The sequence below is a fragment of the Ignatzschineria cameli genome (assembly GCF_003121895.1).
GTDB lineage: Bacteria > Pseudomonadota > Gammaproteobacteria > Cardiobacteriales > Wohlfahrtiimonadaceae > Ignatzschineria > Ignatzschineria cameli.
The window spans coordinates 330,298-342,537 of sequence record NZ_QEWW01000001.1 but is presented as its reverse complement, the minus strand read 5'-3'; the positions used below and the strand labels follow the sequence as shown (position 1 = coordinate 342,537).

The following is a 12,240-nucleotide window of genomic DNA, read 5'->3' as shown; positions in this document are numbered from 1 at the left end:
TCACTTCTAAGATCTATTGCTAGATCAATTACTAAATCAGTTGCTAGATCAGTTTTCACTACCTAAGGGAATAGAGAGTTTTATATGCGCCCAGTTTTTAATAAGTCGGTCGAAAAAATTATCAAGAAGAGTCTAAAAAAGCGGAATCCTAAACAGTGGATTTTAGGGATTGTTGCCCTTATCGCGATTGGTCTTTTCCAATATTTCTATGGTGATGGACTCGACATCGATAAGAGTAGCAATATTACAAGCTTTGAGCAGGCAAAAAGAGAGCTTGTGAAGATCTATAAAGCTTATCCTGATCAGGAAGAATTTTATTGTGGATGTGATTTTAACTTCAACAATCAAAGTGGCGTTGTCGATCTAGCGAGCTGTGGTTATGTCATTCGCAATAATCCAGAGCGAGCAAATCGTATAGAATGGGAACATGTTGTGCCGGCGCATGCTTTTGGAAAAGATATGCAATGTTGGAAAGATGGTGGTCGTAGTGGCTGTAAAGTGGGTGATGTTGATGAAAATACGCTCTTTAAGATGATGGAAGGAGATATGCATAACTTGCAGCCTGCTGTAGGCGAGATCAATGCCGATCGCTCTAACTTCAGCTTTGCCGAGCTTACGCCACAATTTAATCAATATGGTGCGTGTCAGTTTAGAACCGATTTTAAGAAGCGCCAAGTCCTTCCTCGTGATGAAGTTAAAGGGATGATTGCCCGAACTTATCTCTACATGAATGATCGTTACAATGTGCCCTTCACTAGTCGTGAGATGAATCTGATGCAAAAATGGCATCTAACGTTCCCTCCTACTGCATGGGAGTGCCAGCGTAATGAGATTATTCAGGATATTCAAGGAAACGATAATCCATTTATTACCGAAAGCTGTAATAAAAATGGTATTCAATGGACGAGCCATCACAGCCGCTCTTTTTTCCAGACCTTACTGCAAAACTTCCTAAAGATCTTTGAATAATTGAAGCTCTATTTTCTCAACTTATATAGATTACTTATATAAAGTACTTATATGAAGTACTAAAGAGATAAAAAAACCAGCGATTATGTCGCTGGTTTTCTTTTAATATGCTGACGGCAGACATGCCGGTTTAAGATCTTTATCGAGAAATAACCTCTGCGGCAAAGCCGATATCATCAATGATCTCAATAATAGCGCCTTCAGAGATAATCTCCGAAGCAAACTCTACTGTAGTCTCTCTCTTCTCAACACTCGATTCTACCGATTGAATACCATCTAATTCTCGTAAGGCAGCATCAATACTACTTGTACAATGAGAGCAGCTAATTTCTGGAATGGAGAGAGTAATTTTTTTAATCATAAAAAGGCTCCTAAATCGCTCAAAAGCGGAGAAATAATCAATAACCCGATAACCTTAACAAAAAGGGAGATATTCTGCTATACATCAAGCGCAATCAATCGCTCAATTTCAGCAGTTAAATAATCATTATCGGCTAAAAGATAAGCTACTAAAAGTGATCCCATCGCACTATAGAAGGTGCAACGACAGTTAGTCACTCGCTGTAATCGTTCATTCCAAAGAGGTACCCAAAGTAGTAATCCCTCTTGCAGAAAGGTCTGCTGCGCAATATATTCACTCTTTAAGAGCGTGCTATCTTCATCCTGCGCCTCTAGATCTCTTACTAATTGCTCACACCATTTTTGTAATAGTGCCAGATAGATTGCTAAATGATCAGAAGGCTCCTTAAATGAGTCTAAAATTGCTAAGCCACTCTTTGAAAGCAGTTCTCGCATCTTACGCTCCGCTTCGGCATACATCATATCGCCATCTCCTAAATAGAGAGATGCATAAGGAATCGCTCCACTTTGATCATCTAAGAGAAAACAGCTTGCAAAATCAGCACGCAATTCTACCTCTACATGCTCAATCTCAGAGAATCGATCAATCGCGGATTTTACCTGATCAACTTCTAGTGCTAAACCGATCTCACTAAAGAGCGCTAGTAGTGTATTGAGCGCCCCTTCCTGATAGAGCGTTACATCACTCTCGGTTAATTCATTAGCAAAGATTCGAGCAAACCACTGATAGGTTTCTCCTCTCATTTTCGCAACGACTTTAGCTTCATTAATGATGGCTCGTATTTCACTCATAGCTAATCCTATCTTATCTATCTGAATTTTAGATGAATTCCTAATGAACCCTTGATGAACTCTTGATGAGCCCTGATGGAACTCTTTCTGAATAAACGCTCGTTGAATAAACTCTCATTGAATAATTAAGATGCGCTGTAGCTAATCAACGACAACGCATCTTCAATAACAATAAATTTGATGACTCTCAATCAGATATCAATCAGATGTTAGCCAGATGAAGAGTCATCACTCTATGTTACGCTCTCAAGAGCATTTAGGCTATACCTCGACCGTCTCATTCCCTTCGATATCGACAACTGTCGGTCCGTGGAAACCGGTCGGTGCCGGCGCAACGCCAACAAACTTCTCAATCTCAACAAGACAGGTATTAGCACTTGGTGCTTGCGAGAGACTTGAGGTTCCCACATCCATCGTCAAGGTATTAGGGTCACCATAAGTATCGATCGAGCCGATTGTCTCATCAAGTGGTGAATACCATGCGCCCTCAAAGATTCTTACAACGCCTTCCGGGAAGTTATTATTAACATTTGCCCCGGCAAGCAATTGACCTCGATCATTGAAGACTCGAACGAGATCCCCATGCTTAATGCCGCGTTTCTCTGCATCAATGGGGCTAATAAAGACAGGTTCACGGCCGGCAATCGCATAGCTCTCGCGCATTTTTGTCGCTTCACATCCTTGTGAATGGAGACGATTATCGGGATGCGCCGATTGTAACCAGAGTGGGTAGCGATCAGATTTTGGCCCACCATGTGAACGCTCTGCCTTCTCCATCCAGATCGGATGCCCTTTACAATCTTCATAGCCATAACTTGCAATCGTTCGGCTATAGATCTCAATAAAGCCTGAAGGTGTTCCTAGTGCATTAACCTCCGGGTCTTCTCTAAAGTCTGCATGGCGAACCCATGGTTTACCCTCAGGAAAGAGTACATATCCACGCTCCCAGAACTCTCTAAATGAGGGCATGTAGAAGCCTTTTGGATAGTTTTCATTATAACAATCCATATAGATCTTCTCGATCCACTGCATCTCATTACGATTTTGCGTATACTCTTTTTCACGATTGAGTCGCTTACTAAACTCACGCCAGATATCAAAATCACTCTTCGAGTAGTAGAGTGGATCGATCAACTTATGCATCGCAATAATACCGCGATTACTATAGGTGCCGTAAACATCGAGATCATTACGCTCATAAGGGGTACATGCCGGCAGAACAATATCGGCAAAGCGACAAGTTGCTGTCCAGGCATAATCGACCGCAACAACGGTCTCTAAGTTGCGATAGGCCCGCTTCATCTTGTTACGATCTTGCTGACGATGCCACTGATTTGCACCAGAAAAGATCGCCATCTTATAAGGCGCTAACTTAATCTTATTACCATTATAATTGATCTCTTTACCCGGCTCTAAGAGTGCATCGACAACACGCGAAACCGGAATAAAGTTGGAGTATCCTTTATAGTCGGTGCTCTTATATTTTGGCTCACGACCAAAATCGAGATTGAGAGGGAATGCTCCCGGCATTGAAGCTCCTGATGAAGAGACTCCCACAGAGCTATAGTGATGCGAGTAGCTGATACCACCGCCTGGAAGACCGATCTGCCCTAGCATCGCCGCAACAATAGCCGCCATCCAGTAAGGTTGTTCTCCATGTTGTTGACGCTGTAATGCCCATCCGATCATCAATTGTGTGCGATTTTGCGCCATTGTACGCGCAAGCTCACGGATGGTATCGGCCGGTACACCTGAGATCTCTGCTGCCCATTCTGGTGTCTTCTCCACCATATCTTCTGTCTCCCCTTTTAGGTAGGGGAGAAACTCATTAAAGCCTAAGGTATAAGTCTCTAGGAACTCCTTATCATAGAGATCCTCTTTCCAGAGCGTGTGGGCAATTCCCATCATCACCGCAAGGTCTGTCATAGGGTTAACATAGAGATGCTCTGCATTGAGATAATTTGCTGTCATACTCTTAACAGGATCGATACAGATCACCCGAATCTCCCCATCTGCGACCTTCTCTTTGAGCTGCTCAAGGTAGCCATAAGCTTCATGTGTCTCTGTATTCCAGCCAACCTGTAGATTCTTCACCAGATCGGAGCCCCAAATTACAATGACATCACTCTCTTCGAGAATAATATCCCATGAAGTACCTTGCGAATAGACTTCCGTTGAACCGAGAATATAGGGCATAATCACCTGCCCCGCACCGGTTGAGTAATCCCCAGCCGTCCCGACACTATTACCATGCATCGCAATTGCGCGAAGCATATGATTTCCGCAACTATGCACCTGTCCGACAGAGCGCCAACCCACATTTCCGGTATGAAGCGCCCAAGGACCAAATTGGGTCTGAATTCGCTCTAATGACTCATAGATGAGATCGAGTGCTTCATCCCAGCTGACGCGGATAAAGCGATTATCCCCACGTTGACTCGTATCACTATTGTGACGATGTTTATACCAATCGAGGCGTACCAGAGGGTAACGAACACGCGCCGGGCTATAGATAATCCCGGGAACGGCATCTAAAATTCTTGTTGGATAACGATCAAACTCAAAAGGTTCTACCTCAACAAGACGATTCGCAACAACTTTAGCGCGGAAAGCACCCCAATGAGCGCCCGAAATACGCCATTCGGTTAATGTCTCTATATCGACATCAGTCGGCGCTTTAGTATGCAGAAGAGATTCTGCCATCAATGCCGGTGCCACTAATGATCCACCTGCGATCAGTGATGCCATCTTTAAAAATCCCCGGCGAGATCTATCTGTTTGATAACTCATATTTCAATCCTTTTTAGATCGATGAAGCATCTATCGATCTGGAAACCCTCTCTGATACCAGTTCTAGATATCAATTCTAAATATCAATTCTAAATATCAGCTCTAGAGATTCGTTCCCAATATCATTAACGCTTCACCGTTCACTTTTCTTTAACTTTAATATTCCTGAATAACGTTCGATGTTCGATGCTCGAAGTTCGAAGTTTTATTTGATCTTCTAATGCGTTTTAACGCGCACTCTGATTATTTTTAAAATCCATCGAATGGAGCTGGAGATACTTTAAGACCACTTTGGAGGTATCTTCATCCATATTGGTAAAGCCCACCATTCCGGCAAATAAACCTGGCCAGGTATTGGTATCGTAATGCTCAGTATCGGGTTGAATATGGCAAGTACTACAACCTTTGGTATAACTTGCATTAGCGACTTCCCAGATCGGCGTAATATCCGCCATTAAGCCACCTTTTTCGATCCAAGCTGTCCCCTTCACCCGTTGCCATTCAAGCCCTGTTAAAGGATCTTCTTTTGTTTCAACAATATTAAACTCACTATTTTGCGCAACTTCTTTATCTAAAATGGCACTCACCATATTGAGACTATAAGCACCATAGAGAACGCGTCCATAACCCTTATTTTTGCGCCATAATTCATACTCGATCTGCTCGGCATCCCCTTTCTTATCGATAATACGGACTTCCGTTGCCACCTCTAAGGTACCAATCGGCTCACTTAAGGATTCATCGAGATAGAGCGTTTGTGGTAGAACGTTATAATATTCATGATTAACTGCCGTTGACTCTTTATTGGCTGAGGTTAAGAGTTTATCGAGATCTTCATTGCGGATACTCTCAACAACAGGGAGTTGATGTGCAATCCCTTTATGACACTCGATACAACTCGTGTTACGACTTGCCGCACCACGCATCTCCATCTCTGCCATAATATCCATCTTCTCAAAAGCCATATGTTCATAATCATGACAAGCACGACACTCTTTTGAGCCATTGGCATTTAAGCGATCCCACTCTCGCTGCGCAAGTACTAAACGCTTATCTAAGAACTTCTCTCTTGTGCCAATATCACCTGTTAAGTGTGCCCAGACCTCACGGCTTGCTTGAACCTTACGGGCAATCTTATCTGTAAAGTTATGGGGAACATGACAATCGGAGCAGTAAGCACGCACCCCTGTACGATTCCGAAAATGGACTGTCTGCTGAAGTTCTGGATAGACATTATCTGCCATTGTATGACAGCTAATACAGAATGCTTCTGAGTTTGTCGCCTTCAACCCCGCATCAAAAGCATTCCAGAAGATAATGCCGGCAATAAATCCGCCGGTTACTAATACACCAAGTCCAATACGCATACTCGGCTTTAAAAAGAGATTGTAGAGCATCTCTTTTAATCGTCTAAATATTCCCATGATTATATCCCTTAATCTAATAATTCTCTGTGGGATCTCATCTCTCATCACTATCAATCATCATCTTTGTATATCTTTTGTATATCTTGAATTGATAGATTCGCCCATTCAATAACAGATAACAAAATCATATCTACGAAAATCGCTAATGCTAATAATTAGATAGCGAAAAGTGGATAACAAAAACTATTGCAGCGATAATGCTGCAGTTGACAAGTAGGTTGATGTTGTAATGATGAGTCAAAATAAGATCACTGACTGTCTGATTGCTCTATAGCATCCGCTTATGCCGGCGGTCCCCAGAAGAGCAGCTGCATAATCCAAACGCCTAACCCATAAGCACCAATAAGACAGAATGCGAGGAGCGGTAAGATAACAATCATCAATAGTAGAAAACGGCGCCAATCACTGCCGGCATTTCCCTCTTTATTATGTAATAGATTACTGTTTTTCATTATGAACCCCCTTAAAATTCATCAATGACTTTAAAATGACGGCACGCTAATCGCACCACAATCTTGTAGATCATTTAAGGGGAGTAGAGTGATACTCAATATAAGATTAAGTAGCGAAATAAAATTGCTGAACCACTCATCACTTGTAGCAGAGGTGCAATCATTTGATTGCCCATTGATAGTAGAACTTCAAAGCAGGACCCTATACCGCCTGCCCTAAAGAAACCTCGAGATGATCAATATCCCTTAACTGATCTATTCGATTATCTCTATTGACCTAAATCGCTTACACTAACAGAAGAAATCAATAGAGATAATTCAATAGATTCTCAAGCGTCGGGATCTTTAAGCTTCTGAAAAGCTATCTCTTTCTTGAGCTACTCTCTCCTTTTGACTATAGCAGAGATCATCTTTCTCTTCACTCTTTGCTCTATGTCAATTGATATAGATTAATTTTAGATGCAATTGTAAGGAAAATAGATGAATAATCGTTTAAATAATCAACAGATTCTCATTATTGGTGCCGGTTGGGCAGGACTTCCATTAGCTCAATTATTAACATTTCATGGGGCGGATGTGATAGCAACAAAACGGGAGATTCCATCACAATTAGAGCGGGAGATTAAGGCAGCAACTAGCACTTATTCAGGAAGTTTACAATTAAAATCGCTCTCTGAAAGAGAGGTCTTTCAAGAAGAGACTCAATCACAAATGGAGTCCTATTTTCAGGATCGAACCATTATCATTACGATTCCGCCCTCCCCCTTCATAGGTAATAAAAAAGAAAAGTGGGAAAACAAAAAACCGATAGATCAAGAGGCTTCCCATCAAACACCGGCACCCACCTATGGTGAGATGATCGGTAGAATCGTTGAGTTAGCAGAGATTTACCAAGCACGTGAGCTGCTCTTTTTAAGTTCTACCTCCCTCTATGGCGCAACCAGTGGGTTAATCCATGAAGAGATCCCACCGCTTCCTCAAACTCAAAATGCAAAAGCAATTCTAACTGCCGAGATAGTAATCCGCAGCAGCAAGATTCCGAGCACCATTCTTCGTTTAGGGGGGCTCATCGGCAATGGTCGCCATCCTATCTTCTCTCTTGCCGGGCGAGAAGAGATTAAATCTCCCTATGATGCGATCAACTTACTCCACATTGAAGATCTCTTAAGCGCTATTGCGACACTTATCGCGCAGCAAGAGAGAAAAAATAATAAGAACCCCAAAGAGATTGAGATAATCGATAGAATCTACAATCTTGTTACCCCACTTCATCTCGAACGTAAGAGCTATTATCAAGCGATGGCTAAAAAGCTTGATCTCCCCTTACCGCAATTTGAGACGCCTAAACCGCTCTTAAAGCGTATTATCGATGGTGGGAAGATCACCCATGAGACTGATTTTATCTATCACCAACTGGATCTCATCAACGCACCACTAACACCTTTGACACCATTAACATCATTAACATCATTAACCCCAAAGCATATTGAATCGATCAAGATTTTTTCTATAGATCAGTGATACACTAATGTGCGGAATTTAACTCTATGGCTGGATCAATATTGCCGGCTTATTCCGATTAGATAAAGCAGTTTTCTGGAGCTTATAAATATGTCACAATCCCCTTCCAATCTGCCCAAAAAAAATCTCTTTTCGAGACAGCTTCGTCTTTGTCTTTAGCATGGCTATCAGCGCACTGATTGCCGCACAATTTATTGGTCTACATGCGGCAATCGCCTGGACCTCATTTTCGGTGCTCTGTACCTATGCGCTCTACAATGCTAAACCTGATCGGAGCAATCTTCTCTATGTGGCATTGTGGATCATATTGATCTTCAGCAGTAGTTATATTGGTCAACTATTTCATCTCACTTGGAAGTTCTATCTCTTTCTCTTTATTATTAGCTACTTCTACTACTACCTTTTTGGAAGAGATCCTGTCTTTGATCGAGCAATTCGCTTTGTCATTATTTTTGCAACAATCGGTACTGCTCTACCGATAGCAGATAATCAACTTGCGATTGGTGGTGCGATCGGTACGCTCTCGGCACTGCTTATCTCCCACTATCTTCTACGAAAAGAGATCGATCTTGAAGCCTTTAAACAGGGGATCTTTACCCATGAGCTCTTCCGACTCGATACGAATCTCATCCCGCGAGCTTTTATCTATAGTTCAGGATTATTTTTAAGCCTGATTATTCCTCAAATGTTAGGAATCGAAAAAAATTACTGGGCAACAATCACATTCTTAATGGTAATGCCGCCCAAAGCAATGACCGTTATTCATAATACTTGGTTACGCTTCTGGGGAAGTGTGATTGCCGTAATCGCACTCTTTATTCTCTTTCAGATATCCCTCCATATCCCGATCAATAGACTCTATATCATGGTCGCTCTTCTCTTCTTTTTCGCTTTTCTTCTCCCCATCTGCTTTAAACAGAGTTATCTTATCGTCACGCTCGGCGTTACCTGTTATAGCTTAGTACTTGTTGAATTAGGCATGTATTGGGATCATCCTCCAAAGGTTGAACTATTGATAGATCGCATTATCGAGACCTTTATCGGTGGTATTATCGCTATCATTACCAGTTTAATTCTCAAAGTATTGCGAGAAGATAGCTAATACCCCTATAAAAATGCATACAGTAGTGATCTCCGGCAACTCAACAAATCTCTTCGCTTCAATTTACTTCGATTAATCTCAATTAATCTCGATTAATCATTCTTAAGATGATTCGTTGAGGGGCGGGAGCCGACCATCTCGCTCTTTTCACCACCGTATGCCCACAATTTGGCATGCCCGTGATTAAACATTAATAATGTCGGAAAATAATGTCAGAAATAGTATCTTTAAAATAATCTTTCTTACGAGTAATAAAATTGCCGTCCTGCCGGCGCGTAATCTCTGGAAGTACGCGATAATAAGATCCGGCAGCGTTCAGCCCTGTTGCTTCTGTTTCAATCAATCATTCTTAAGAAGATTCGTTGAGGGGCGGGAGCCGACCATCTCGCTCTTTTCACCACCGTATGCCCGCAATTTAGCATGCCCGTGATTAAACATTAATAATGTCGGAAAATAATGTCGGAAATAGTATCTTTAAAATAATCTTTCTTACGAGTAATAAGATTGCCGTCCTGCCGGCGCGTAATCTCTGGAAGTACGCGATAGTAAGATCCGGCAGCGTTCAGCCCCTGTTGCTTCTGTTTCAGTCACCGCTAATTGATAAAAAAGCGTTAAAAAAAGAGCGTAACTTTAATAAGCTACGCTCCTTATCATACTCTAGAGTATCGATTATGATTCGTTAGGGTTTGAGCCTACATCATAATCTGAAGGGACCTCAAAGTTCTGTATGAAGTAATGATGACTTGTGTACTGGTCAACAATATCATTCATAATATTCTCTTTGGTATATCCCATAATGTCATATCCCTTACTTCCATCATCAAGATAGACTTCCGCGCGGAAATATTTCTGATTCTCTTGATCTGATTCCTCATCAAGCAGTGTAAAACTTGGTTTGAGATAATGTTTCGCTTTAACACGATAGATAAAGTTTGCATTATCACCATGATCGATCTCAAGAGAGATATCCCCTTCCTCTTCTAAATGAAGGTTAACAGGTAAGCCTTGCTTGATAAATTCTAATTTAACCTCTTCAAAGGCGGGAACAACTACTAGCTCCATAAAGCGTAAGACATTATCACGACGCGGATAGACCGTCACGTTACGTAGACGTTTCTGCCAACCACCAGAATCTCGAGTACTCGGCTGAACATACATATTCGCTTTATTACGAATATCGATCTTACCAAAGTCCATACGAAGTGCTTTAAAGAGCCCATAGACTGAGATCAAAATCACAATACTAAAGGGGAACGCACTCATCGTCGAAACCGCTTGTAATGATCCTAAGCCGCCATTAAGAAGCAGAACAATCGCGATTAAACCTGTGATTGAACCCCAAAAGATACGCTGCCAGAGTGGTGTAACTGCCACATCTTTCTTACTTGCTAACATATCCATCACTAAAGCACCGGAGTCAGCACTCGTCACAAAGAAGACTGCTACCATCATTACCGCGATAAAGGAGATTGTCCCTCTAATCCACTCTGCAGGAATAATGCTTTGTACCGCTTCTGCTACAGGGAAATGGCTAATAAAAGCAAAGAGCGCTTTAGAGCTACCATCAGGACCTAAAAGAGTCTCTTTAAGCTCTGTAACACCATCAGATGCAATCATATCAATCGCTGAGTTACCAAAAGTTGTCATCCAGAAGAAGGTGAATCCAGCAGGAATTAAGAGAACACCCCCGACAAAGTTACGAATTGTACGACCACGTGAGATCTTCGCGATAAACATCCCCACAAAAGGAGACCAAGCAATCCACCAACCCCAATAAGAGATTGTCCATCCCCCTAACCAGCCTTCGATCTGCTCCTTCATCGCAGGTGATGAAGCTGCTTCATAGCTATACATATTGAAAGTGCTATTGAAGATTGAAGAGAAATATTGACCAATATTTTGCATCAACACTTCTAACAAGAAGAGTACTTTACCACCAAAGAGGAAGATAAAGAGAACTAAAGCAAATGCTAAGAAGAGATTAAGCTCCGATAGAATCTTAATGCCCTTATCTAATCCCATTGAGACTGAAAGTGTCGCACAAGCCGTTGTGATAATAATCAAAATCACTTGTGTTGGTGACGCCACAGGGATCGAGGGGAAGAGATAGTTAAGCCCAGTATTGATCTGCATTACCCCAAAACCGAGTGTTGTTGCTACCCCAAAGACCGTTCCAATTACGGCGAAAGTATCGATTGCATCTCCCCAGCGACCGTAGATACGATCCCCAATCATAGGATAGAGCGCGGAACGTACTGCTAATGGTAGATTGAGTCTAAAGCTAAAGTAAGCAAGAATTAGACCGACAATACCATAGATTGCCCATGCATGAATTCCCCAGTGGAAGAAAGTGATATTCATCGCTGACTTTGCAGCTTCGATTGTCTCTGGTGTTCCAATAGGGGGGTTGAGATAGTGAAGAAGCGGCTCTGCCACTCCGAAGAACATGATCCCGATCCCCATTCCCGTTGAGAAGAGCATCGCGAACCAACTGCGATCGCTATAAGCCGGCTCAGAATGATCAGGTCCCAATTTAATGGTTCCGTAACGACTCAAAGCGACAAAGACAAAAGCGATAAGAATGATTCCAACCGCTAGTAGATAGTACCAACCGAGGTTTTCGGTAATCCAACCGAGTGCCCCGCTAAAGAATGCCGGCGCATCAGGAAGAAAGAGCGCTAAAGCAATAATGATTAGGATAATGATATTTGCGCTAATAAAGACCGGCAGATGCAATGATGAAAATAGACCACTATTTTCACTCGGTTGATCACCCTCTTTATCTGGCAATTTTCCTCTAATATTTGTTGCCACCATATATTTTTAA

Annotated in this window: 9 protein-coding genes; 3 read left to right on the top strand and 6 right to left on the bottom strand. The window is 42.1% G+C overall.

The window, feature by feature from the left end; all coding sequences use genetic code 11:
- Nucleotides 1-84 precede the first annotated feature (84 nt).
- Nucleotides 85-969, top strand: a complete 885-nt coding sequence (locus DC077_RS01360; RefSeq protein WP_109201520.1) for an endonuclease — start codon at nt 85-87, stop codon at nt 967-969.
- A 139-nt stretch (nt 970-1,108) separates the two neighbouring features.
- Here DC077_RS01360 and DC077_RS01355 read toward each other — a convergent pair whose 3' ends face one another.
- The 5 genes from DC077_RS01355 to DC077_RS01335 form a co-directional block, all read right to left on the bottom strand.
- Complete coding sequence (locus DC077_RS01355; protein WP_109201519.1) at nt 1,109-1,330, bottom strand: heavy-metal-associated domain-containing protein; 222 nt, start codon at nt 1,328-1,330, stop codon at nt 1,109-1,111.
- 77 nt (nt 1,331-1,407) lie between these two features.
- Nucleotides 1,408-2,121: a molecular chaperone TorD gene (gene torD / locus DC077_RS01350; RefSeq protein ID WP_109201518.1), complete on the bottom strand. Its 714-nt coding sequence runs from the start codon at nt 2,119-2,121 to the stop codon at nt 1,408-1,410.
- 261 nt (nt 2,122-2,382) lie between these two features.
- Nucleotides 2,383-4,911, bottom strand: coding sequence for a trimethylamine-N-oxide reductase TorA (gene torA / locus DC077_RS01345; protein WP_109217807.1), 2,529 nt, complete (start codon nt 4,909-4,911; stop codon nt 2,383-2,385).
- 227 nt (nt 4,912-5,138) lie between these two features.
- Nucleotides 5,139-6,335 (bottom strand): pentaheme c-type cytochrome TorC, encoded by a 1,197-nt coding sequence (gene torC, locus DC077_RS01340; protein WP_189363296.1) that lies wholly within the window; start codon nt 6,333-6,335, stop codon nt 5,139-5,141.
- 284 nt (nt 6,336-6,619) lie between these two features.
- Nucleotides 6,620-6,790 (bottom strand): hypothetical protein, encoded by a 171-nt coding sequence (locus DC077_RS01335; RefSeq protein ID WP_094567319.1) that lies wholly within the window; start codon nt 6,788-6,790, stop codon nt 6,620-6,622.
- 480 nt (nt 6,791-7,270) lie between these two features.
- On the opposite strand from DC077_RS01335, the gene DC077_RS01330 reads away from it, so the two are divergent.
- On the top strand, nt 7,271-8,311 hold the full coding sequence (locus tag DC077_RS01330; RefSeq protein WP_109217806.1) for a Rossmann-fold NAD(P)-binding domain-containing protein: 1,041 nt from the start codon (nt 7,271-7,273) through the stop codon (nt 8,309-8,311).
- Nucleotides 8,312-8,471: 160 nt separating this feature from the next.
- Nucleotides 8,472-9,413 (top strand): FUSC family protein, encoded by a 942-nt coding sequence (locus tag DC077_RS01325; RefSeq protein ID WP_109217805.1) that lies wholly within the window; start codon nt 8,472-8,474, stop codon nt 9,411-9,413.
- 669 nt (nt 9,414-10,082) lie between these two features.
- On the opposite strand, the gene DC077_RS01320 is transcribed toward DC077_RS01325, so the two are convergent.
- Nucleotides 10,083-12,230 (bottom strand): BCCT family transporter, encoded by a 2,148-nt coding sequence (locus DC077_RS01320; protein WP_109217804.1) that lies wholly within the window; start codon nt 12,228-12,230, stop codon nt 10,083-10,085.
- Between the last annotated feature and the right edge of the window lie 10 nt (nt 12,231-12,240).

Coding starts and splice junctions, on each gene's coding strand:
- DC077_RS01360 (WP_109201520.1), top strand. CDS start 85: ATGCGCCCAGTTTTTAATAAGTCGGTCGAAAAAATTATCAAGAAGAGT.
- DC077_RS01355 (WP_109201519.1), bottom strand. CDS start 1,330: ATGATTAAAAAAATTACTCTCTCCATTCCAGAAATTAGCTGCTCTCAT.
- torD (WP_109201518.1), bottom strand. CDS start 2,121: ATGAGTGAAATACGAGCCATCATTAATGAAGCTAAAGTCGTTGCGAAA.
- torA (WP_109217807.1), bottom strand. CDS start 4,911: ATGAGTTATCAAACAGATAGATCTCGCCGGGGATTTTTAAAGATGGCA.
- torC (WP_189363296.1), bottom strand. CDS start 6,335: ATGGGAATATTTAGACGATTAAAAGAGATGCTCTACAATCTCTTTTTA.
- DC077_RS01335 (WP_094567319.1), bottom strand. CDS start 6,790: ATGAAAAACAGTAATCTATTACATAATAAAGAGGGAAATGCCGGCAGT.
- DC077_RS01330 (WP_109217806.1), top strand. CDS start 7,271: ATGAATAATCGTTTAAATAATCAACAGATTCTCATTATTGGTGCCGGT.
- DC077_RS01325 (WP_109217805.1), top strand. CDS start 8,472: ATGGCTATCAGCGCACTGATTGCCGCACAATTTATTGGTCTACATGCG.
- DC077_RS01320 (WP_109217804.1), bottom strand. CDS start 12,230: ATGGTGGCAACAAATATTAGAGGAAAATTGCCAGATAAAGAGGGTGAT.